This is a genomic window from Maritalea sp., assembly GCF_051251695.1.
Taxonomy (GTDB): domain Bacteria; phylum Pseudomonadota; class Alphaproteobacteria; order Rhizobiales; family Devosiaceae; genus Maritalea.
In genome coordinates this window covers 1-23,905 of record NZ_JBPOEU010000004.1, presented here as the reverse complement: position 1 = coordinate 23,905, position 23,905 = coordinate 1, and the positions used below count along the sequence as shown (strand labels likewise).

Below are 23,905 nucleotides of genomic sequence, written 5' to 3'. Positions count from 1 at the left end.
CGCCGCTCGGCAAGGTTTCATGCGCGGGGTAGAAAGAAGAAATTCAAAGACCTCGTTTTGAAAACCAAACTAAGCGAGGACAACATGACCCTATTATTTTACGCCCAACCCTATGACACTTCCGTCGAGGGATTTTATTTTCGATCGGTCGAGGAATATGACCGCCAAGCATTAACCTTGCGAAACAGCTACGGCCAAAAAGTCGAGGAATTTGATATTCAGTTTATCGATGGTGAGGGCATTGATTGTGAACTAGCCAAGGCTTGGGGTATCAATCAGGCGAATATTCAAGCGTTTATCGATGCAGTGGAAAGCTGGTGCGACGACCAAAAAACTCGCTACATAATCGCCGTTGGCGAAGTGGGATATGCTCATACTCAATTCTTAGACAATCCCGACGATATTGAAATCGATATCTATGAATTGGATAGCTTGAAAGAACTTGCCTATCAGTTCGTCGAAGAAGGGCTGTTTGGCGATATTCCAGAACGCATCCAGCATTATCTTGATTATGACGCCATCGCCCGAGATTTGGGGATGGATTACGCCGAAACCACCATTGATGGCACCGACCTCATTTATCGCTCTGCTTGAGCATTGCATCACAGGAAAGCGTGACCCGTACAGGCGTTAAGCACGCTTTCCGCTGATGCAATGACGCATCGATAAATTGAATATTAAAAAGGAAAATATCATGGAGTTACATCATATCGAGTTGAACAAACTTAAACCTACAAAAATCAATGTACGGAAAATTGGCGCAAAGGAAGTTTCTGACCTTGTACCAAGTATAAAATCACTTGGAATAATTCAGCCGCTCTTGGTGCGTAAAAATTGTGATGGGTTTGAAGTTGTCGCAGGACAGCGCCGTTTTCACGCGCTAAGTAAAATTGCCGAAACAGTTGTTGTTGAAGCTGTTCCTTGCATTGTGATGCAAGCGGGCGATGATGCGAAAGCCATCGAAGCATCACTTGCAGAAAATATAGCTCGTTTACCAATGAGCGAAGTTGACCAATACAAAGCCTTTTCGGCGCTTGCTAAGAAGGGGGCGAGTGTTGCGGATATTGGTTTGCAGTTTGGTATATCAGACAGGCAGGTAAAACAGCGACTTGCGCTTGGGAATTTATATGCGCCAATTTTAACGGCCTATGAAAAACAGGATATTGGCGCCGATACAATCCGCTCGCTGACGTTGGCAACGCCGAAACAACAAAAAGAATGGTGGCAACTCTTCAAAAACGATGAAAACGTGCCACAGGGTAATGGTCTTAAAGCGTGGTTGTTTGGTGGTGCGAATATCCCACTCGAAAATGCCATTTTTGATGTTGAGAATTATAAAGGCCAAATTGTTTCTGACTTATTTGGTGACGCAAATTATTTTGATGATGCAGAACAATTTTGGACACTTCAAAACAAGGCGATTGCCGAACTTAAACAGCATTTGCTTGATAAAGGCTGGCAAGATGTTTTTGTCTTAGATATTGGCGAGCCGTTTTACAAATGGGATTTTGTGGAAACTTCTATGGAAGAGGGTGGTAAAGTCTATATCGCCGTAAATAACCATGGCGAAGTATCACAGTATCAAGGCTATCTCACCGAGAAAGAGGCCAAGCGCAATGAGCGAGAATTAAGTGGTGAAAAAGCTGTTTCCAAAAATGGTGAACTGACAAAGGCCATGCAAAATTACTTGGCACTTCATCGCCATAGTGCCGTGCGGACTGAATTGCTTGCGCATTCTGGCATCGCCCTGCGTCTCGCCGTGGCACAGATCATTGCAGGGTCAGAACTATGGAGCGTGCAGGCCGACCCGCAAAAAGCGAATAGTGACCCGATAGCACAAAGTCTTGTAAGCAACTTGGCAGAAGCGGGTTTTAAAGCTGAGCGTGCGGCTGTTGAAAAGGCCTTGAGATTAGAGGATGTTTCCAACGAAACACTTGTGCCGCGAAAGCGCGATTGGGGCAAAAGTATTGACCTCTATGCTGTGTTTGCAAAGCTACTTGAATTAGAAGATGCAAAAGTCAATCGCATCATGACATTTGTCGTGGCAGAAACCTTGCCTTGTGGTTCGCCGTTGGTTGAGGTTTTGGGTGAAAAGCTAGAGGTGGACATGAGCGCTCGCTGGCAACCAGAACAAGTCTTCTTCGACCTTTTAAAAGATAAGCAGGCCATAAACACCATTGTGAAACAAGTTGCAGGCAAGGACACTGCCGATGCGCATATCTCTTCCACAGCCAAAGTGCAGAAGAAAATCATACAAGATTGCATTGGCGGTAGGCGCAAAAGTAAGCAAAAAGACTGGCAACCCAATTACATGAGTTTCCCAATGGGCGCTTACACGAACAAGGGTGGTATTGATGCGATAGAAGGTCGCAAAGCGGTTGGGGCATCGTTCAGTTAAATGCAAAATTCAAAAACCGCCCGTTGGCTCTTCCCAACGGGCGGTTTAACCGCAAAAGCGGTACAATAGAATTTTATGGATATTTGACAGCAATTTGGGGTATAATGGCAATATGAGCAAAAAAACTGATCTAGCAGAGCAAGACAAACAAGAAGCATGGCCAAACGCCATTGCTAGTCCTGTTGCGTTGGATTCAGCCCTTGAAGAGGGCTTGAATAGCGGTGCAAGCCAACGCACCACTGAAGAAATCTTTGAAAGCGCGATTGCTCGTCTACAGAATGGCTAATTACACCTATTCAAAACTTGCCGCGCAGGATTTAGACAGCATTGCTGAATACACCTATCTCAACTTTGGTGAACATCAAACCCGCGCTTATCGTGTCGCTATAGACCAATCCGCAAGTACGGTTGCCAGATTCCCTGCAATGGGCAGATCATACACAACAAAAAATGGGGCCAGCTTTCAACGGTATAATGTTGGGGAACATACATTGTTCTTTCAAAAGACCGACGACGGTATTTTTATTGTGAGGGTTTTGCACCTCATGATGGATTTTGACCGCCACCTTGATCGGTAGCTGAGTTAAGTTAGCTCTGACGGCTGATGAAGCTTTCTATTTCTTGTTATAGCACGTTGGATACTGCGGGGGTGGACACCAAATTCGTTTGCGATCTCACTTAGGCTTGTTTCACCCATATCCAGCTTTATCTTTATGCTGCGAACATCGGCGGCAGAAAGCTTTCTTGGCCTGCCCAAAATCGCGCCGCGCTTTCGCGCGGCCCTAATGCCCTGTTTTGTCCGCTCAGAAATGCGGTCGCTTTCATGTTGGGCAACCGCTGCCATAATAGTATAGGCCAATTTGCCATCAGCGGTACTTGTGTCCATCGCCATATTTACGATTTGGAACTCAATTCCTAACGAGCGAAGTCGATCCGCCTGGTTGATCGCATCAACAGTGGAGCGGAATGCTCTGTCAATTGACAGGACAACCAAAGTGTCTCCTTTGCGTAATTTGCTCAGTACTGACTTGAATATTGGCCTATTTTGGGTCTTCGCACTGAACTTCTCGATATATAGTTCGTCACAAATTGACTTGAGCGCGTCAATTTGACGGTCAGGGTTTTGTTCCTCTGTGCTGACGCGAAGATAACCAAGTTTCATATATTTCAATACCTTAGTAAAAATCAAACATGCTCACGCATGTCACATAAATGACCTCTTTTGTCTGCGAGTTTCGATGGAAATGTGCTTTTAGCCAAGCTATTGAAATTCTTATATCATATCAATATTATAACAAATCAAGACTTACAAAGTAAAATATGACAAAAACGGTCATATATGTCCATTACAAAATGGTTTAAATTAAGTAAATATAAACAAGTTGCTGCCATAATACTTCTAGGTTTATTTGGGGTTGCTAAAGATGCGTCTGCAAAGAATTTAGATGCTGGCTTTGTCGTCAATGAAATGACCTCAGATCAGCAGGTGAGTTATGTTACAGGAATAGTAGATGGATTGGCATATGCAAGATGGAGAAACGGAAATAAAGATAGTGAAGGACTTCGTTGTATCACTAGTTGGTTAGGCGGTGAGATTGATAGATGGCCGTTAATTGATGCTTTTTTTGCAAAGCACCCAACAAGGCAACCAGCGGCGCTTTTATATATTTTGGTAAGTAAGGAATGTGGAGAATAATTGATACAACTCATAGACCAGTTCAAGCATAAAGAACGAAGCCAATCTGATTGGCTTCGACAGCAGAAGTGGTTTGTCAAAGCGCGTCAAGAAGCAAAACAGCGTGTCGATAGCGAACGAAAACTTGATGACGATATTTTGGCGGCGGCGATTGAAACCACAACTGCAACAAGCGACCAAATCAAACTATTCAATACCAAACTTGATACCTATCACGAAGCATCGACAGCAGCGCTGATCGAAAACCAAGCGCTGCTTGACGACATTGCAAAACGTATGCTCGCCGTTGAGAACAGGCTTGCCCCACATTGGGAACACGCGAACATCATGGATGATGGTAGACGTGTCTTCTTGAACGCTGAACGTAGCCAAGCTTATGACGAGTGGGGAAGTGAAGTTAGTGATGATGAATACGCATATGATAATTTTGCGGCTGACCACCGACCAGTAGATAGCTTCTTAGATGCGCTGAAAGAACGCGGCTCGTTGAAAGCAGAGCAAGAAAATGTCTTGGATGCGCGACATAGAATCCATGAGTTCGAAGAATTGACTGACGCCGCACGAGAAGAGGCAAGCAAAGAGGGGGTCACACAAGAGCGGCTTGACGAACTATCCGCTGATCTTGAAGACTTTATGCCAGAGGAAGTAGCTCAGCACATGCCCGATTATAAGCCGCCCGCAGATGCGTTAAATCTCACCTCTGAGTTTGCGAAACCCGCAAGTCCACTCGTTGAACCATTTGTAAATACAGCGATAAACGCGTCTGAGTTCACTCAATAGAAAAATTGCATTTGCCTATGAAATGCTTGACAGTTTAATCGTCAATCGGGGGAGTGTTCTCGAATTAGCCTTGAATGGTTGTGGCTTCAAGTCTATCATAATTGGATAGATTCGAAAGCAATGGGGGCTTTCTATGAGGTATGATCGGGCAGTTGCAATTTCGAAAAGGCATGAGGACATTCTGGTTCTTGTGAAATCGGGCACCTACTCCTCTGATGCTCTTGCCGAAAAGCTAAATGTTTCAATTCCTACAATCTATCGGGACGTGCTTTTCCTTAAACGTCAGGGTTATCCAATTGTGTCCGTCAAATTGTCTTCGAAGTGGGCCTATCAGCTCGGCTCAAATGACATGCCGGATGGTATGCGGGTCAGGAGACGTCTCCGATGACCACTGACACCAAGAAAAGCTGGCAAAAAGACTTTGGCATTGACCACCAAAGCTGCCCTAATTTCTTCTCGGGAACAGGCGATCTCGGGGTGTCAGTGCCGCAATCTCATGTGCTACGACATGCCTTCGAGCTGCTGGAATTGGACGGCATACTTTGTTCTGAGAACACACCGCTCATCTACTTTAAACGCGTGAATTCAATAGGGGGCGATGAAGTAATTCGGCTGCATCGGCAGTTCTGGAATCATGGGAGTGCACCAGTACTCGTTCTGATTTCGGACGACCAAGTGCATGTATATTCCGGTATGTCTCGACCCGCGCCCAGTGAGGAATCTCAGAATAACCCGCAGTCACTTGTTGTTACGCTGGATCGCGTGGCATCGGAGCTCAGCAACTTTCTTGTCTCAGTGGAGTCAGGAGAATTTTTTCGTCGGTATTCTTCTGCGTTCAATCCGGATCACCGCGTTGATCATGACCTACTGGGTAATCTGAAAGATGCCCGAGAATTACTCGATCAAAATACGCAGCGGAACATTGAATCTGGCGTACTCGACGCTTTGCTTTGCCGGTTGGTTTTTGCTTGCTATCTATTTGATCGCGGGGTGATCGGCGAAAATTACTTGAATGAACTCGGGTTTGAAGGGCTGAAACACCTGCGGGACGTGTTGAAGATACAACCGGTAAGAGACGCCAAGGCCGCGCTGTATAAACTCTTTCAAAAACTCGGAACGGATTTCAACGGCGACTTGTTCAGCGACGATTTGGAGGTCGAGGCCCGAAAGATTACGAACAAACACGTCGAAATTCTAAATGACTTTTTCCATGGAACGAAAGTTCGCACCGGACAGCTTCCCTTTTGGCCTTACGACTTTAAATTTATCCCTATTGAAACCATAAGTGCCATTTATGAGCACTTTCTAAAGGCGGAAGATCAGCAGAAGGGCGCTTTCTACACACCAAGGTTTCTCGCAGAAATCGTTTTGGATGCAGCTCTTGAACAACAGGGTTCTTTGATTGGCAAAAAATTTCTTGATCCAGCCTGTGGATCGGGAATATTCCTCGTCGGTTTGTTCAATCGGTTAGCGGAAGAATGGAAGCAAGCCAATCCAAAAGCGCGCAATGATCGTCGCGCAAGGGAGCTGATGCACCTGCTGCAAAATAGCCTGTTCGGTGTGGATATAAACCCAACAGCCTGTCGTATTACCGCGTTCAGTCTCTATTTGGCGTATCTCGATCAATTGGCACCCAGGAACATTCAAGAGCTGCAAAAGAAGGGGCGCGCGCTTCCGCGCCTTGTAGTTCAGGCGATAGGGGGAACCAGATCGCCAAGTGGAAACCTGTATTGTAGTGATTTCTTTGAAGATTTCAGCTCAATTGCTGAACTTGAAAAGAACTTCAACAATGTTGACCTCGTCATTGGAAACCCACCATGGGGCAGCATTGCAAAAAAAGGAACGCCAGCGGATAAATGGTGCAGAGAACAAAACAAGCCTCTTCCAGACAACCAAATCGCAAATGCGTTCATTTGGAAGGCTGGGGAACATGTTTCGCAAAGTGGGCATGTCTGCTTCATCTTACCGCATGGCGTGTTGCTGAATCACGGTCCAACCGCCAAAAAATTCCAAAAGGCTTGGATGATTCAGCACACCTTGCATCGTGTCGTAAACCTTGCCGACCTACGCAAATTTCTCTTCAACGAAGCTCGACACCCCGCAATTGTTGTAAACTATCAATGCGTTCCTCCAACGACTGAAGAGCACCGTGTCAAGTATTGGACTCCGAAGGCAGATTGGATAACCACACAAGCTGAGGTGATACCGGTATCACCACTAGACAGAGACGAAATTTCCCTCAAGGAACTCATAGACGATCTCGATGGGTTGGATGGTCCCCAAACATGGACCCGTAGCTTTTGGGGCTCGCAGCGCGATATACGTTTTCTTGACAGACTCTACCTGTACCCTCGTTTGCGCGACCATGTTCGACAATCACGGGACAAGGACTGCAGCAAGCCTTGGTTTATGGCTGAAGGCTTCCAGCCATTGGGGGAAAACGACGATCCGGATAAGGCAAAGACAGTCGAATTACCTACGACAAAATTTTTGAACGCAAGTGGAGCAACAAAGCGGGGTGTAGACCTGTTTTTGCTGGCAGAGGACTGTGAAAAGCTGACTTCAAAAGTCAAACGCCTGCGGCAAAAATCAAATACGAACACCAAAATATTTGAAGCGCCTCACGTTCTGATACCAAAAGGATTTAATTGGGTTGTATATGCGGATTTTCCTGTTTGTTTCCAGCATTCCATTCGAGGCATTCATGGGCCTAAGAAAGACCGCAATTTTTTGATATTTCTAGCTGCATACTTACGCTCGCGGCTGGCAAAATATATTGCGTTCCACACATCTCATAATCGATCTATGTTTCATGAAGAGGTTCATGTCACTGAACTGATGCGCTTGCCATTTCCGTTTCCAGGCAAAACGCTGGACCAGAATCGCGGCCTAGAAATCATAAATGAAGTTGCATCAATCGTAGATACGGCATCAAAGCGAGCAAGTGAAAACTTCCTAAAACACTCGCCTTCCATCGAAATGGCTAACGCAAAGATCGAGCCGCTTGTTGAAGAGTATTTCGACATTCAGCCTTTGGAAAAAGTTCTAATCGAGGACACACTTAACGTCATTACTACTAGCATTCAGCCAACTCAGAATAGGATGCCAGTCCCGACCGTCAGCCATACTACCACGGAAGGCCAACAAGCCTACAAGGATCGACTTTGCAACATGCTCAACATTTGGGCGAAGGGGGCCGATAGTGCTGTTCGAGGAGCCGTGGATCGATCAGATGCTCTAGGTATCGGCATTGTGGTTTTGGAGAAAGTTCCAAAACCACAGCATAAGGAACCAATGATTTTGCCTGACAAAAATATTCTTCAATCTTTAGATCGCTTACGAAGAGCCGTCCCTCGGAAGCAGCTAATAATTGACCCTATTCGGGGGATTATGGTTTTTGATAGCAATCGACTTTATATCGTCAAACCCCTCGCGCAAAGGCACTGGACTCAAACAACCGCCCTTAACGATGCAGATGAAGTTGCTGGAACCATTCTCATGCATTCTCGAAAGGAGAATGCATGAACATTATTGGTGCACCTGACGAGTGGATAGGTCTGATTGATACGCTCGTACCCGACGTTCTAAATCTAGTTCTGGAGACATGGAAGACGATGCCGCCTCTAGCGTCTGATGCACGCGAGGATCCAACAACGGAGGAGCTATGCCGCCGACTTCGTCAAAACAGGGATAGTGCCAAGCTACCATTTCGCATTGATATTCAAACCGTCGAGTTGGAACCCAATGCCGGAGAGGATCAGGGGCGTATGGATATTACCTTCTCACCGACAGTGCCACGAGAGGACATTTATTTTTGTCTTGAATGCAAACGCCTCAACGTCGTTCAGGCTGATGGCAAGCGCCGCCCGTACACCGCTGAATATGTCACTCACGGCATGCTCCGTTTTGTCCGAGGGCAGTACGCAAAGAATGTCAAACATGGTGGAATGCTCGCCTATGTCCTCGACGGCAAAGTTACTGTGGCAATAGGGAATGTTGGCGGAATCTTGAAAAAGAGATTTAAAGAATTGGGAATGACCTTCCCCGGAGAATTGGCTTCTTCTTCCATTTCTCCTCATAACAACGGGGTGAAAGAAACGCATCATTCACGTGAATATTCACAGGACATTTTCCAGATACATCACATTTTTGCGGCCGGCCATACACCAATTTAGTCCACAAACTCGTCCAAGTTTTCTGATGTCGGATTGCCGTCACATCATTGATTTGCTTGAATACTAACTTTAAACCTTGTGCCTAGCCCTACACCGATGCGTTCCGCTCTTTGTATCTCAACCAGTTTCTTGATGCTTGCTTCCACCGAGAACTACGCGTGTCCGGTGTGTCCCATCATTCTACAGGCCTTCCCGACACGTTAGGAAGACTAGAGTTTACCAACATGATTGTTGAGGAACTAGAGGAAGACTGGAATTCCTATTTGGCGCTTCAAGCCTTAGCGCGAAGGAAGATAGTTTGGTCAGTCGATTCTTTATCAAGATGCAAATCTGGCGCATGTGGCAAGGTTCATGAACCGCCGCCTAAGGTGAAAAGTTAGAAGAAGTACAGTCTAAGACGCTTCGCAAGATGTGTGTTGTCAGACAAACTTCGTTTGTCTGAACCCTGCGGGTCAGGCATCACCACTTGACAAGGGAGACGCTAGCGCTCTCCCGTTGTATCCCTCTGGCCTGTGGCATTCACTACATCAGTACCAATGAGAGATTGGCCCAGTTTCATTCATGCCAGTAAATCGTATCACCGATTAATCACTCGCAATCGTTTAGTCGCTGCACCACCATTCAAGGGAGCGTTCCTGCTCCCCTGAAAACCCCAAAGCCCACTTCATGGAGACGCCTTCAGCGCGACTATGCCTTTAGGGCAATGCCAATACGGAAGGAGAAATCACTTCCTCATAAAAATCACTAACTAGGGGGCAAATCAAAAACCTTGAAACGGATGAGCTGTTAGAATCGTGCGCGCTATCAATAGTACAGGCACGACCAGTATGCTAAACCTATGCATTAAAGCACAAATTCCCTTTAATGCCGCCTCAACCTGTGGCATCAATACTATTGATATTTAACGAAATCCAATTTGATACTGCGGCTGAAAATACTGAAAAGAAAGTGGAATATGGATCACGTAGGCGAAATTGAAAAACGACTTTGGTCAGTGGCTGACCACCTTCGTGCTAACTCCAACTTCGCCAGCAACGAATACTTCCTGCCTGTTATGGGACTCATATTCCTGCGCCATGCCTACAGCCGCTTCCTGCGCGTCCAGGATGACATCAAGGCATCACTTCCTTCGCGCGGCGGCGTCACGCGCCGGCTCACAAAAGAAGACTTTTCGCAGCGCGGCTCAATCTTCTTGAGGCCCGAAGCGCAATTCGATCACCTAGTTGCTATCCCTGACGGAGGGGATCGCGCCGGTGCGGTTATCGCTGCAATGGAAAGCATTGAAACTGATTACCAGTCCCTTGATGGCGCCTTGCCCAAATCCGAATACCAAGAACTAGGCGACGACGATCTTGGTCGGCTCTTGCGCACCTTCAACGATCCTGCGCTTCAAAAAGCAGATGGTGACGTGTTCGGGCGCATTTACGAATACTTCCTGACGCAGTTTGCCGACCAGAAAGCCCACGATGGCGGCGAATTCTTCACGCCTGTTTCCATCGTCCAAACTCTGGTCAACGTGATCGAGCCCGACCACGGCAAGATCATCGACCCCGCATGCGGCTCTGGCGGCATGTTCGTGCAGTCCGCCCATTTCATCGAGAAGATGAAAGCTAACCCAAGCGACCGTGTGACCTTCTACGGGATGGAAAAGAACCCGACGACGATCCGCCTCGCCAAGATGAACCTGGCGGTTCATGGGCTTGAGGGCGATATCAGCAAGGCGATTTCCTACTACGACGACCCGCACAAGGACAAAGGGCCGTTTGATTTCGTCATGGCCAATCCGCCCTTCAATGTGGATGAGATTGACGCAGAGAAAATCAAGAATGACGACCGTCTGGAATTCGGCCTGCCTGGGGTGAACAAAGGCGGCAAGGTGTCCAACGGCAACTACGTCTGGATGTCGTTCTTCCACGCCTACCTGTCAGAAACCGGTCGTGCTGGCATCGTCATGTCATCGCAGTGCTCTTCTGCTGGCGGCGGTGAGGCCAAGGTGCGCGAGGCGATGATCAAAACCGGCGATGTGGATGTCATGGTGGCTATTCGCAGCAATTTTTTCTACACCCGTACGGTGCCCTGCGAACTGTGGTTTTTTGACAAGGGCAAACCCGAGCACCTCAAAGACAAGGTGCTGATGATCGATGCGCGCAATGTCTACCGCAAGGTGACGCGTAAGATTTGCGACTTTACGCCTGAGCAGCAGCAGAACCTGGCTAGCATCGTGTGGCTGTATCGCGGGCAGGCCGACCGCTTTCTGACGTTAGTGCAGGACTATCTGGAAACCGCCTTTACACAAATGCAGGCCTGCGATTTCGCCGGGTTCGAAAAGGCTCTGAAAGCCGTGACCGGAGCGCATGATGACGAGGAACTGCACAAGCTGGCTGCGATCGTGACGACTGATGTCGCCGCGCTCAGCGCAGGTGCAACCGAGGCGCGCACCGCGCATTGGGAAGAAGCCCCACGCGACAATGACGGGCTCAAAGCCTCTAGCGCTGCATTCGGGCTGGTTGCAGATCAGGCTAAGGCCTTAGTCAAGGAAATCGACCACCTCTACAAACTGGCGACCCGTGTGCATCAGGCCGATGTGGCCAATGGAACGAAACCCACCGAGGGCAAGAAGCGCTTGAACGAACTGGACGCGGCGCGGCATGAGGTGACAGAGCACCTGAAACTGGCGCGGTATTTCCAAACCCACGCGGAATGGTTGCAAATCCGGTTTCCTGAGGCCGAGTTGTGCGACGTTGAGGGGCTGACTAAGCTGGTCGACCGCGATGAACTGCAGGACAACGACTGGAGTTTGACGCCTGGCCGCTATGTTGGCGTTGCCCCAGAGGAAGAGGACGAGGATTTCGATTTTGAGGAAGCCTTGCGCGACATTCATATTGAGATCGAAGGGCTAAACCTCGAAGCGGTAGATTTAGCGGCGAAGATTTCCCGTAATCTTAAAGAGTTGATCGCATGAATTGGGCTACGGCGAAACTCGATGAACTTGGAAGTGTCGGACGCGGACGTTCGAGGCATAGGCCACGCAATGACCCTTCCCTCTATGGGGGAGATTATCCGTTTGTCCAGACTGCTGATATTGCATCCGCAAACTATTACATCGAGTCCTACAATCAAACTTACAATGATAAAGGATTGGAACAAAGCAAGATTTGGACAGAAGAAACTCTTTGCATGACCATTGCGGGGGAAAATACTGCGAAGACTGCCGTTCTAAATTTCCCTGCGTGTTTTCCTGATAGCATTGTTGGGTTCATCCCCGACAATGAAAAAGCCGATCTAAGATTTGTCAAACACGCTCTCGATTTGATGAAATCGCATTTTCGAAGCGTCTCCAAGGGGGCTACCCAGGATAATCTAAGTCTGGCGAAAATCCTTTCGTTCGACATACCCACCCCTCCTGTTGAATATCAGAAGAGAATTGCCGGTTGCCTTGCTGCATACGACGACCTGATCCAAAACAACCGACGGCGGATTGCGTTGTTAGAAGAAGCTGCACGGCTTTTGTATCGCGAATGGTTTGTCCATTTCCGCTTTCCCGGCCACGAGCACGTCATGATCGTCAACGGTGTGCCGGAAGAGTGGGACGAAGTAGCACTTGGGGATCGAGTTGAGATTAAAAAGGGTCGAAATATCACAAAAAGGGATGTAAATTTCGGGAGAGTGCCTGTCGTCGCAGGCGGCCTAAAGCCCGCATATTTTCACGATACTCCCAATGTGAAAGGCCCCGTGATTACAATTAGTGCATCCGGCGCAAACGCTGGCCACGTTGGAATCTACTTCACAGATATCTGGGCATCCGACTGCTCATTCATCGCAGGCTCCACAAACCCGAGAATTCATTTCATTCACCAACTCTTACTGCAAAATGCTCCACAAATACATGCTATGCAAAAGGGGGCAGCTCAGCCGCATGTTTATCCGAAGGACTTGCAAAGGCTGCCCACCATTTGGCCTAGCGAGAGTATTCTGAATGATTTTACTGATTACATTCAGCCAATATACGAACAGATCGAACGGCTGGAGGCGCAAAGCCTCCGTTTAGCAGAAGCACGTGATCTGCTTCTTCCTCGTTTAATGGACGGCAGATTAGAAATTTGAAAACATGAATGATTATACCGAAGACCAATTAGCCCAAGCCACTCTCGCAGAGTATTTGCAGGACGAACTCGGCTGGGACACTGTCTTCGGGTTCAACACCGAGACCTTTGGGCCAGAGGGAACGCTTGGCCGCAAGTCCGACCGAGAGGTAGTGCTAACCCGTCATTTGGGGGAAGCGCTGATCCGCCTGAACCCTGGCTTGCCTGATGAGGCCTACACCTACGCCCTGCGCCAGATCACCGACACGCTGGCCTTTCAATCTACCGTTCAGACCAACAGCGAGAAATATGAGCTGATCCGCGATGGGGTGGTCGCCAGTTACAAGAAGAACGGTGAGATCAAGAAGGCGCGATTGAAGGTCTTCGACTACGCCAACCCCGACAACAACAATTTCCTATGCGTGCGTGAGATGTGGGTGAGCGGCCCCAATGGCCACCGCCGCCGCCCCGACATCATCGGTTTCGTCAACGGCCTGCCCTTGATGTTCGTGGAGCTGAAACGCCCCGACAAATCACTGCGCCGCGCATATGACGACAACTTCAAAGACTACATGGACACGATTCCGCAGCTCTTCCACTTCAACGCCTTTGTGGTGCTGGGGAATGGGATCGAAGCCAAGGTCGGATCGATCAGCGCCAAGTACGAACACTTCAGTGATTGGAAACGCCTAGCCGAGGGCGAAAAAGGCGTCGTGCAGATGGAGACCCTTGTGAAAGGTATCTGCACCAAGGCCAACTTCCTCGACATCTTTGAGAACTTCATTCTGTTTGATGACAGCACTGGAAAACTGGCCAAAATCGTTGCGCGGAACCACCAATATCTTGGGGTTAATCGCGCGCTTCAATCGGTGATCGAACGCAAGGAACGTGATGGGAAACTTGGTGTGTTCTGGCACACGCAAGGGTCCGGCAAGTCTTATTCTATGGCACTGTTCGCGCAGAAAGTACGGCGCAAGCTGGGCGGTGATTTCACTTTCCTCGTGCTGACCGACCGTGCCGATCTGGACAAGCAAATTTACGACACCTTCGCCGGTGTTGGTCTGGCCAACAATGACAAAGACCCATGCCGCGCGGATAGCGGTGACGAACTGAAGAACTTACTTGGCCAGCAGAAAGCATTTGTTTTCTCGCTGATCCAGAAGTTCAACAAAGAGATAAAAGGCGGTGAGGCCTATTCCGATAGGGAAAATATCATCGTCATGACCGACGAAGCGCACCGCACGCAGTACGGTACGCTGGCGATGAACATGCGGGACGCCCTGCCGAACGCCAGCTTCATTGGCTTTACCGGAACCCCGCTCTTCACAAGCGATGAAATCACGCAGCGCGTCTTTGGTGGTTACATATCCACCTATGACTTTCAGCGAGCCATCGAGGATAATGCCACGCTTCCGCTCTACTACGACGCGCGTGGTGACAAGCTCGGACTGTCTGCGGAAGGGTTGAATGAGAAGCTCGCCAGTGCCATAGCAGAGGCTGAAATAAGCGATGCGGACGTGGCTGCGAAATTAGAGAACGAGCTCAAGCGCGAATATCATGTAGTCACAGCCGAGAAGCGTCTGAAGCATATCGCGACCGATTTCGCAGAGCATTATTCGACCAACTGGGAAACCGGAAAGGCGATGTTCGTCGCGATCGACAAGATCACCGCGGTTCGCATGCATAGCTACTTCCTTGAGGCTTGGAAGGCTAGAATTACGGAGTTGGAAGCCGACCTTCCAACGGCGAAAGACGATCAAGATCAATTGGTTCGAGAGCGCCAACTTGCATGGATGCGCGAAACCGAAATGGCAGTCGTGATTAGTGATGAGCAAGGTGAAGTCGACAAGTTTCGTAAGTGGGACCTAGATATTCTACCTCACCGTAAACTGATGCGGGAAGGTTTCCTTCTCGAAGACGGGAAGCGTCTTGACGTTGAGTCCGCTTATAAACGCGAAGAGCATCCGTTCCGCGTGGTTATTGTATGTGCCATGTGGCTAACGGGCTTTGACGTACCTTCGCTCTCGACGCTCTACCTCGACAAGCCGTTGCAAGCGCACACGCTGATGCAGGCAATCGCCCGTGCAAACCGTGTGCATGAAGGCAAGAACAATGGTTTGATTGTAGACTACTGCGGGATTTTGAAGAACCTTCGAAAAGCATTGTCGACCTTTGCGGGGCATACTGGCGAAGGTGGCCTCGATGGCGAAGGAGGCACCGAAAATGATCCGTTGCATCCCGAAGAAGAACTTCTGGAAGAACTGGCAGAAGCGATAGAGTTTGTTCGTAGCCAATTGGATGATAATGGCTTTGATCTCGCAAAATTAAAGGCAGCAACCGGTTTCGCACGCAATAAGGCACTGTTAAATGCCAAGGAAGCCGTGAATATCGATGATGAAAGCCGCAAGAAGTTTGAGATTTCTGCACGCTCCGCCTTTAGAAAATACAAAGCCTGCCTGACGTTTAAGGGCGTTCAAGTTTTCCGCGCTGACGCTGAAGCGATCAGCTTCGTCTATAAGACCCTTCAAGACGATCGTGAAAGTGCGGACACTTCAGAGGTAATCCAAAAATTAAACACGATCGTCAGTGATGCGATCGATGTGAAGGCTGATGTCGATTCTGACGACAAGGTCTTCGACATATCCAAGATCAACTTTGACTTATTGCGGAAAGAGTTTGCGAAAAGCGAGACCAAACGATCTGACGTGCAGGACGTCAGGACAGTGGTCGAAAACCGGCTCCGGAAAATGCTGGAGCAGAATCCTTTACGTACTGATTTCCAAGAGCGTTTCGACGAGATTGTTCGAGATTACAACAAGGAAAAAGATAAAAATACGATTGAAGCCACGTTTGAGGCATTGATGCGGTTAACCGCTGAGATGTCGGAAGAAGAGAAACGCCACGTCAAGGAGGGCTTGGATACGGAACAGCAACTCGCGGTTTTTGACATGTTACTAAAACCCGACCTATCGAAGCCCGACATCAAGAAAATTAAGTCCGTTGCAGTTTCTCTTTTGCAGGAACTCGAAAAGCAAATGCGAGATGTGCAGGATATTTTCTCGAAAACCTCGACCCGCGACCGCTTCCGGCAATCAATATACGATTATCTTTATGATGACCGCACGGGCCTGCCGGTGGAGCAGTATACCGGTGAAGATTTAGTAAGAAAAACAGATCAAATATTTGGCTACTTTGAAAATCGGATTTCTAGATCAAATCGGGACGCAGGTAGTACCGTCTCGTCACTATACATTTAAGGATACTTCATTCTATGCACATTGAGTCTCTCTCTATCAGAAATTTCAGGTGCTTTGGAAACGAGGCCGCAAATACTTGTATCAACCCTGGCGTGACGGGCCTAGTAGGAGACAATGGCGCTGGAAAATCAGCCGTACTAGAGGCTCTAAAAAGACTTTTCTCTCCCATCGCAGCTGAACGCCGAATTCAAAAGGCAGATGTCCATTTCGGTTATGGTGAGGACAGCCAGAGCATTGATGAACGAGAAGTAGTGATCGATGTTGTATTTGGATTCACAAACCCCGATGCGATACCACACGTTTTCAACGACATATTCTTCAATGCGAAGGACAAGTCGCTCAAGGTTCGAATAGCACTCGAATGCCTCTATAAACGCTCCGAGTCGTTTGAAGATGATATCGAGGTAAAGATTTACACCATCAGGACTCTCGATCAGGTACCTTTTGGGCCTGATGATGAGCGCAAAACACCGCTTCGTGGGCGCGCAACCCAGTTCGCGGAACTTGTTTATATTCCTGCGCACCGCGACTCTCTTGGGGTAACCCGACACGCCCTAAAGAACGTGCTGAAACGAATTGAACGTTCAGCGGATTGGGATCAGGCGACAAGAGACAAATCACAAAAATTCGCTAAGGACTTAGAAGCCAGTCTGAATTCCGAAAAAGCAGTTGGTTCGGTAAGAGATGACTTGAAGTCTTTCTGGGGCGCTCTCCATGATGGGCATTATGATGCCGATCCGATCGTGAGTGTGGTTGCCACCGAATTTGAACAACTCATTCGGGAGCTAACTTTACGATTTGAGAAATCACCAGGCGGCGGTCAGAGACAACTTGAAGAGCTAAGTGAAGGGCAGGTATCACTTCTGTACTTCGCACTTTCTGCGACGCTACATAACCTAATTTGGAAAATGCAAGCGGCAACTCCAGGAGAACTCGACGGCTTTAAAACCCTTGATTTCTCGCCCCCGCCACTGACGATTTTTGCTTTGGAGGAACCAGAAAATCATCTGTCACCTTTCTATCTTCCGCGGCTTATTTCCTTGCTGGAAAAACTCAACAAGGAGGGTGACGCTCAGTCATTTGTTACCAGTCATTCGACGAGCATTTTAACGCGGATAGCACCAAGGAATGTTAGGTATGTGAGAAATTGCCGGCAGACGTTAATCTCTGACATTCGTGAAATACCGCTACCCGAATTGGGGTCTGACGAAGACAAATTTGTTACGCAAGCAATCCTTGCAAACCCGGAAATCTATTTTGCTAGACTGATTATTATCGGGGAAGGTGATAGCGAGAGAATTGTAGTGCCGCGAATTGCCCAAGCTCTGGGCACTCCTCTTGATCCGTCTTTTATCGCGTTCGTCCCAATCGGTGGCAGGCATGCGCAGCATTTGTGGAAACTGGCGACGGGCTTAAACATTCCGTATTTGACGCTTCTGGATTTCGATCTTGGTCGGCACGGTGGGGGTATGGGGCGCATAGTGAATGCCGCGAAGTGGCTCGCTGACGCTGGTTTCCCATCAGATCCGAGCGTTCAAATCCCATCAAATGACGGAATAGACGGCACTACTGTGGGTGGTTGGACTGAATGGCTTCGCCAGCATGGTGTTTACTATTCCACATATCTCGACCTCGACATGATGATGATCAAGGCCTTTCCTGCTGCCTATAAGCCAACGAAAAAATTTGATCCAGCCAAGGACGACATTGCCAAAATTTCAGTATCAGTTTTTGGCGAGAAGGGACTTGGGGATGTCGAACTCAATCGGATTGGCCAGCCTTTTTTCAATGAAGAGTTGCACGCCTATAAAAACCTCTTCAAATCCCGAGCAAAGCCAGCGTCGCACTACAATGCACTAGGGCAATTATCCGATCAGAACATAATAGATGATTGTCCCGAACCGCTTAAAGCACTCGTAGAGCAAGCCAAAATGTTACTGGCCGCTCCCGCTCGCAAGCCGGGTGGTGACGCAGAATGACAATCGTTAAACCTCAAGATTGGCAGCCTTCTCCCGGAATTAGCTTGGAGGGAAAAGCTCTAGAAATAGCGACAGCAAATGCCTCTGCCTCCATCTTAGCTGGACCGGGAGCGGGGAAAACTGAACTGCTGGCTCAAAGGGCAATGTATCTTTTGACTACTGGGGTTTGTCCCGTCCCGAAAAGGATTCTCGCAATATCGTTCAAAGTTGATGCTGCTCGTAATCTACAAAATCGAGTAGAAAAAAGATGCTCGCCGGAGCTAGCTGCACGCTTCGAGTCTTTGACCCTTCATTCTTTTGCAAAAAGGATAGTCGATCAGTTTCGTGAAGCCTTGCCTACAGAATTCCAGCCTTCAAGTGATTATCGCGTCATATTTCCCAATCGAGATATTTGGGATGATTTTGGAAACGCATACAGCGCTGATGTTCCATCCATCCGCGGCTTTAATAACGCCCAATTGGCCAAAATTGTTCACGAGCGGGTACCCGAAACAACACTTGAAGATGCGACCACCAACCAACAGAAAATACGTCGTTTATGGTGGAACCACAATCTAAGTGCGGTGCGATCAAATATTACTTTTGATATGATAATGCTTCTTGCGGCTTATATAATAAGGCGTGAAGAAACGATAAAATCTGCGTTACAAAATACTTATACGCAAGTGTTCCTCGATGAATTTCAAGATGTCACCGATCAACAATATGATTTGGTCAAAGCGGCGTTCCTAAATTCTGAAGCCGTTATAACAGCAGTAGGAGATTCAAACCAGGCCATCATGCGTTGGGCCGGAGCCAAGGCGGATATTTTTGATCGTTACGAGTATGATTTTAATGCTGAGAGCGATCGCCTGCTTTTCAATTTTCGTTCAAATAAAGCGATAGTGGACCTAATTAATTCTTTAGCCGAAACATTTGACGACGACTACGTTGAAACTGAAGCGGCGCGAAAAGACGATCCAGTACCTGAAGATGCGACCGAAGGATGGGTCTTCGAGACAAGAGACGATGAAGGACGTCACTTAGCTGAATTCATAGAGAATGAGTTGGCTCAGAACGAAAATATGAAGCCGTCCGACATTGTTATCTTGGCGAGAATAAGAGTCGACGATGTTGAAAATCGAATTCGCGCGGATTTTGAGAATAAAGATATCAAGATACGGAATGAAGCAAGAACTGTTGGCGGGATAGCCATTCAAGACCTAGTGAAAGAACGAATTTATGAGTTTCTCTTTGCCGTTTTGAAACTTGCGACCAATGTTAGAGTAGGCAACCCTTTTCAGGCCTGTAGGGACATAGTTGCTGACATCAGAGGAATTGATATCAACACCGATCGTGGGCACAGTGATTCATTGATAATAGTGAGAGCTTTGATTGAAGGCGTCAGCTCCTTTATAGGAAATCGCGAACCAAACGAAGTCTCCGTCGACGAACTCACAGACGCGATTTTAGCGGAAGCTACGCCAAATGAGTTCAGACGCGCCTACAGAGAATATGGTAGCGGTGACAGACTGTTGGATGCAATTTCAGGCTTCAAAGAGTTTCTGCAAGAATGCACGAGCGAAACAGCCACATGGGAAAACTGCATTTCAAATATGGAAGGGGACGACAGCGTTCGGCTGATGACGATCCATAAAAGCAAAGGATTAGAATACCACACCGTCATATTCTTGGAGTTCAATGACGATGCATTTTGGGGTAACGACGATGATGTGAATGTCTTTTTTGTCGCATTGTCACGGGCTAGAGAAAAAATAAGGTTTTCTTTCGCAAAAGACTCCAGAGGCTCTCGCAATGTGAAAGACTTTGCCGACAAACTTCAAAAATCTGGAGTAAAGTTCTTAAAGAAATGAACTCAAAATTTCGTCCTTTGAAAGACAACAGAACAATGATGAAGCAGCTTCAATCTTGCTTTAGAAACTGTTCACGTTGGACCTGTGAATGCTCGCAAATGACCAGCGCGTCAATGACAGGTTCATTATTGGAATGATCAAGAAACAGGAAAACGGTATTCTACCTAATTTGGAGTTTTTGAATCTCGATCTCGTTTACAAAATCGAAACATTCAACTGTAATCTAACGTGCGGCGGCGAGCGCTTCTATGCGCTTGATTTCGTGTGTTTTCTCTATTGTTGAATGGTTCTTGCTCGTCCGGAGTTGCATTCAGAGCTTTTCCAATATCTCGATTGAGTTTTTTGAAAGCTAGTGTGTGACGTTGACGTTCTCGCTTAATTTCATGTTGAAGTATGCGCCGCTCAGCTAACTGCTGTTCGATCAGTTTTTGAATATCGTTTGATGACCGCGTAGCTGAATTGCGTTCTTCCTTTTCAATTTGGCTTTTGATTTTGGCGTATTTTCCCGTAAGGCGAAACCAGAGTGCTTTTAGGCCCTTCGGCAATTTGGAAACTCGTTGTTTGGTTTCTGCAATGCGCCGCTCTTCCTGTAGAGTTTCTAGCTCATAGCGTTTTTGTTTGTGGAAAGCCGTCAGGCTTTGGCGCCTTTTAACAATGGCCGTTGCGTCGTCGTTGTGTCGGCTGACTTCTTGTTCTGCGTACTGTCGAAGCTTGGCCGTGAATTTAGTTGCCAATTTTCGATTGGTTTTGTCGATAGAGTTTAGTTTGTTTGGATCACCAAGTCTGACTTGCACTTCCTTGGTGCGAACGCCAACCCATTTCGAAATGGCATAAACCTCTCCGCGCCAGTCAACGGCGACAAAGCCGCGTCGATCGCCTCTTGCCAAATAGTAGCCACGCTCTTCCAATGCATTGCCAAACGTGATCACGTTGTCAGAAACGGCCCAACAATCCTGAAATGTTTGTTTGATGATTTTTGGATTAGCCTTTGCGCGTTTGGCTTGCTGATATTCTTCATAGGAATAGTTGAGAGGATCGCGTTCCTCACTATTCATCAAGCCTTGTGGCATTTGCCAATTGTGCTCGAGATACAGCTCGCGTGAAATATCTCGCAGCTTGAGCTTGTAATGTGAAATGTTGATTGCCTTCATGGCGTTCCCATCAATGCGTGACCAAACGCAATGGGCATGGCGACGACCTTCTTTTTCGTGGAACACAATCACACAAGGTTGGCCAGCCAATCCGAGCTTGTTTTCAATGTCTGAAACAGCTTTCTCGAATATCCCAACAGGGACCTTTTCAGTTTCGGGCGGACTAAGGCTGAGCGAGAAAATGAAGTTTCTGCACTTTGTTCCCTGACTAATCGCGTACGCCTCTGATAAAGCACCGGCGACTGTATCAGAAACGAAGCCTCGTATCTGATGCACGGTGACAATTTCATTGTCGAGCGTGTTTTCAAGGTGTCGCGCCATCTGAATTGCGCCGCCTCGTTCACTGCCTTTCAGAATCATGGCGCTATGCCGTCACCAACACCAAGCGCCTTAACTAGTTCAGAGCGCATGTCCTTTATGTGCTGACACGCTTCATTCAGTTGTTCATCTGTTTGCACATCAAGCAATAACGAGCCGCAATGAGCTTCATAGGCAATTTGATTGAGGTTGTTGGCTATACGAGTTTGTCCAAGCGTAAAGAGAACTCGACCTAGAGCTTTCTGATCTTTGATTGGCAACCGGCTGCGTACTTTTCGTGGTGCTGCATCTTTGCCAAATAGGCAATCACGTACATAAGCGCTTAAGGACATACCCGCGGACAAATGAGTAAGTTTTGCCATTTCCTCATCTGTTACTCGAAATGTAATGCGAGGTTGCTTTTTCTTTGGCTTTGGTGGTCGCGCGGATGAATTAGTAAAGTCCGAGCCAATTGATGCAACAACAGGGAAACCTTCAACTTTCCTCATAGTGACGGCCCCTTACGTTGGATACGTGGCCGAGCTTGTTGCCGATTTTCAGGTCTCGTAATGCTGTCGTCTAAGTCAACATTTACGGTCTTTAGATAGTCATTCCATTCCTCAAGCGCTTCCAGAACCGTGTTCGAGGTTTCTTCGCCCCGGTGCACCATTTTTTTTATATTTGATATATTTTCCGTACTTCATGGCTTACGACTGTTTGTTGGAGAAACGCCAAACGTCTGCATGTCGTTCAAATGATAAACATTTCCCATTCCCGCAGTTGGTTCTGTTTTTCAAACACAAGAATCAGTAACTTTTTGGCGACCTTTCCGACCCGCATAGCATTGCCGCACTTCGTTTGAATTCGGCCAAACTTGAAACTTTCATAATCCTCTTTACGCAACAAGATGGCTTTGGCTGCGATTTGGCTTGTCTATGATCGGCGAGTTAGAAACCAATTAGAAACCAATTAACGTTAACATTTCGAACAATGTGTTGAGGAGTGTTCCGCATGAAGTTCCCACGAGCGTTAAATTTCAAGCCAAACTTTGAATTTTTAAAATCACTTAAAATTTCTACGAGGATCGCGGCAAACTCGATGCTCGGTGCATTGTTGATTGCCGCCGTTGGCGTGATGTTTGTACTATCCGAACAGCAAAAGACCGCAGAAATCGAAGGCGAACGGCACTTTGCGAAGGTCCAGCAGCTGGCCCAAGCCGTGGGCAGGAGCAACCTTGCAGTCCGTCAGTTTGAAAAAGATTTTATTCTTCGTGATGACTTGGCTATTGCAGAGCAACAGCGCAGCGAAAGCGAAAACGCAGCGGCACTTCTTGATGTACTTTCGAGCCAAGTCGGCGAAAGCTCCATTGCGGAAAACATCGAACGGCTCAAGGGCCAACTGGCTGAATATCGTCGACTATTTGACGTGTTGGTGGAAACGAGTATTGAAATTTCGCCAAAGGCTGATAGCGGATTTTATTACGATTTTACCCAAGCAGATAAAGAAGTTGCGAAAAAGATCAAGCCGTTCAAATCAAACTTGGTGAACCTTGAATATACGCGCATGCGCCTTGCTGAACGCAACTTTGTTATTGAAGGCGGCGACCGCAATATATTGGGCGTGGATAAGCAAATCAAAAAAGTTTTGCGTGGCGCACAAAAAGAAAAAGTTGATCCACTGGAACGCATCGCACTGGCAGAATTGCTCGAGTTCTACAATATTGGATTTGACGAATATGCTGGGGCCAAAGCGCGTTACATCGATCTACAAGTCCAACTTGATGCGCTTTATCAAAGCATGGCGAACGAGTTATCAGTGGTCATCGCAGACGCGGACATAAAGGGCGCAGCCGCCCGCGAAAATCTGGAACAGGTGACAGAAAACGCTCGGATGTTCATTTTGGCGGTGATTGGTGCGGCATTGCTTTTAACTCTGTTGGCCAACTTTGCAATTGGGTGGACGATTATCCAGCCGTTGAAAAAGATTACCACCGTTATGCGCACCCTTGCGGGTGGCGAACTTGCGACGGACGTCCCGTTCACATCCCGCACGAACGAACTCGGCGAGATGGCCCGTGCGGTTGAAGTGTTCCGTGAGAACGGTCTTCGGGTGAACCAAATGACCGAAGAAGAAAAGATCGCAGAGCGCGAGCGGACATCGGAGCGGGCCAAGATGATGCAGGATTTGCAGCAGGCGTTTGGCGCGGTGGTCGATGCAGCGGTGGCGGGTGACTTTAC

18 protein-coding genes are annotated in these 23,905 nt (G+C 47.7%); 15 read left to right on the top strand and 3 right to left on the bottom strand.

What is annotated here, in order from left to right; all coding sequences use genetic code 11:
• Nucleotides 1-84 precede the first annotated feature (84 nt).
• The 4 genes from ACSHWX_RS02775 (at nucleotide 85) to ACSHWX_RS02760 (ending at nucleotide 2,976) form a co-directional block, all read left to right on the top strand.
• A complete protein-coding gene (locus tag ACSHWX_RS02775; RefSeq protein ID WP_435666660.1) occupies nucleotides 85-594 on the top strand; it encodes an antirestriction protein ArdA in 510 nt (169 codons plus the stop codon).
• A 100-nt stretch (nucleotides 595-694) separates the two neighbouring features.
• Nucleotides 695-2,398 carry a ParB/RepB/Spo0J family partition protein gene (locus ACSHWX_RS02770; RefSeq protein WP_435666659.1) on the top strand — a complete coding sequence of 568 codons (1,704 nt, stop codon included), beginning with the start codon at nucleotides 695-697 and terminating at the stop codon, nucleotides 2,396-2,398.
• A gap of 112 nt (nucleotides 2,399-2,510) precedes the next feature.
• Complete coding sequence (locus ACSHWX_RS02765) at nucleotides 2,511-2,684, top strand: hypothetical protein (protein ID WP_435666658.1); 174 nt, start codon at nucleotides 2,511-2,513, stop codon at nucleotides 2,682-2,684.
• Entirely contained in the window at nucleotides 2,677-2,976 is a 300-nt protein-coding gene (locus tag ACSHWX_RS02760; protein ID WP_435666657.1) for a type II toxin-antitoxin system RelE/ParE family toxin, read from the top strand. Before ACSHWX_RS02765 ends, ACSHWX_RS02760 begins: the two co-directional genes overlap by 8 nt.
• A gap of 5 nt (nucleotides 2,977-2,981) precedes the next feature.
• On the opposite strand, the gene ACSHWX_RS02755 is transcribed toward ACSHWX_RS02760, so the two are convergent.
• Complete coding sequence (locus ACSHWX_RS02755; RefSeq protein ID WP_435666656.1) at nucleotides 2,982-3,560, bottom strand: recombinase family protein; 579 nt, start codon at nucleotides 3,558-3,560, stop codon at nucleotides 2,982-2,984.
• A 177-nt stretch (nucleotides 3,561-3,737) separates the two neighbouring features.
• Here ACSHWX_RS02755 and ACSHWX_RS02750 point away from each other — a divergent pair, with 177 nt between their 5' ends.
• The 10 genes from ACSHWX_RS02750 (at nucleotide 3,738) to ACSHWX_RS02705 (ending at nucleotide 20,220) form a co-directional block, all read left to right on the top strand.
• Nucleotides 3,738-4,094 (top strand): hypothetical protein, encoded by a 357-nt coding sequence (locus tag ACSHWX_RS02750; RefSeq protein WP_435666655.1) that lies wholly within the window; start codon nucleotides 3,738-3,740, stop codon nucleotides 4,092-4,094.
• Entirely contained in the window at nucleotides 4,095-4,874 is a 780-nt protein-coding gene (locus tag ACSHWX_RS02745) for a hypothetical protein (protein ID WP_435666654.1), read from the top strand.
• A 133-nt stretch (nucleotides 4,875-5,007) separates the two neighbouring features.
• Nucleotides 5,008-5,262 carry a helix-turn-helix domain-containing protein gene (locus tag ACSHWX_RS02740; RefSeq protein ID WP_435666653.1) on the top strand — a complete coding sequence of 85 codons (255 nt, stop codon included), beginning with the start codon at nucleotides 5,008-5,010 and terminating at the stop codon, nucleotides 5,260-5,262.
• Nucleotides 5,259-8,399, top strand: coding sequence for an HsdM family class I SAM-dependent methyltransferase (locus ACSHWX_RS02735; RefSeq protein WP_435666652.1), 3,141 nt, complete (start codon nucleotides 5,259-5,261; stop codon nucleotides 8,397-8,399). Before ACSHWX_RS02740 ends, ACSHWX_RS02735 begins: the two co-directional genes overlap by 4 nt.
• Nucleotides 8,396-9,049 carry a hypothetical protein gene (locus tag ACSHWX_RS02730; protein ID WP_435666651.1) on the top strand — a complete coding sequence of 218 codons (654 nt, stop codon included), beginning with the start codon at nucleotides 8,396-8,398 and terminating at the stop codon, nucleotides 9,047-9,049. The genes ACSHWX_RS02735 and ACSHWX_RS02730 overlap by 4 nt, the downstream gene beginning before the upstream one ends.
• Nucleotides 9,050-10,004: 955 nt before the next feature.
• Complete coding sequence (locus tag ACSHWX_RS02725; protein WP_435666650.1) at nucleotides 10,005-12,011, top strand: N-6 DNA methylase; 2,007 nt, start codon at nucleotides 10,005-10,007, stop codon at nucleotides 12,009-12,011.
• Nucleotides 12,008-13,153: a restriction endonuclease subunit S gene (locus tag ACSHWX_RS02720; protein ID WP_435666649.1), complete on the top strand. Its 1,146-nt coding sequence runs from the start codon at nucleotides 12,008-12,010 to the stop codon at nucleotides 13,151-13,153. The genes ACSHWX_RS02725 and ACSHWX_RS02720 overlap by 4 nt, the downstream gene beginning before the upstream one ends.
• Before the next feature lie 4 nt (nucleotides 13,154-13,157).
• Nucleotides 13,158-16,388, top strand: a complete 3,231-nt coding sequence (locus ACSHWX_RS02715; RefSeq protein WP_435666648.1) for a type I restriction endonuclease subunit R — start codon at nucleotides 13,158-13,160, stop codon at nucleotides 16,386-16,388.
• A 14-nt stretch (nucleotides 16,389-16,402) separates the two neighbouring features.
• A complete protein-coding gene (locus ACSHWX_RS02710; protein WP_435666647.1) occupies nucleotides 16,403-18,367 on the top strand; it encodes an ATP-dependent nuclease in 1,965 nt (654 codons plus the stop codon).
• Entirely contained in the window at nucleotides 18,364-20,220 is a 1,857-nt protein-coding gene (locus tag ACSHWX_RS02705; protein ID WP_435666646.1) for a UvrD-helicase domain-containing protein, read from the top strand. The genes ACSHWX_RS02710 and ACSHWX_RS02705 overlap by 4 nt, the downstream gene beginning before the upstream one ends.
• A 212-nt stretch (nucleotides 20,221-20,432) precedes the next feature.
• Here ACSHWX_RS02705 and ACSHWX_RS02700 read toward each other — a convergent pair whose 3' ends face one another.
• Both ACSHWX_RS02700 and ACSHWX_RS02695 read right to left on the bottom strand, forming a co-directional pair.
• Complete coding sequence (locus ACSHWX_RS02700; RefSeq protein ID WP_435666645.1) at nucleotides 20,433-21,731, bottom strand: relaxase/mobilization nuclease domain-containing protein; 1,299 nt, start codon at nucleotides 21,729-21,731, stop codon at nucleotides 20,433-20,435.
• A complete protein-coding gene (locus ACSHWX_RS02695; RefSeq protein ID WP_435666644.1) occupies nucleotides 21,728-22,177 on the bottom strand; it encodes a plasmid mobilization protein in 450 nt (149 codons plus the stop codon). The genes ACSHWX_RS02700 and ACSHWX_RS02695 overlap by 4 nt, the downstream gene beginning before the upstream one ends.
• Before the next feature lie 502 nt (nucleotides 22,178-22,679).
• Here ACSHWX_RS02695 and ACSHWX_RS02690 point away from each other — a divergent pair.
• A partial coding sequence (locus ACSHWX_RS02690; protein ID WP_435666643.1) for a HAMP domain-containing protein occupies nucleotides 22,680-23,905 on the top strand: 1,226 nt, incomplete at its 3' end.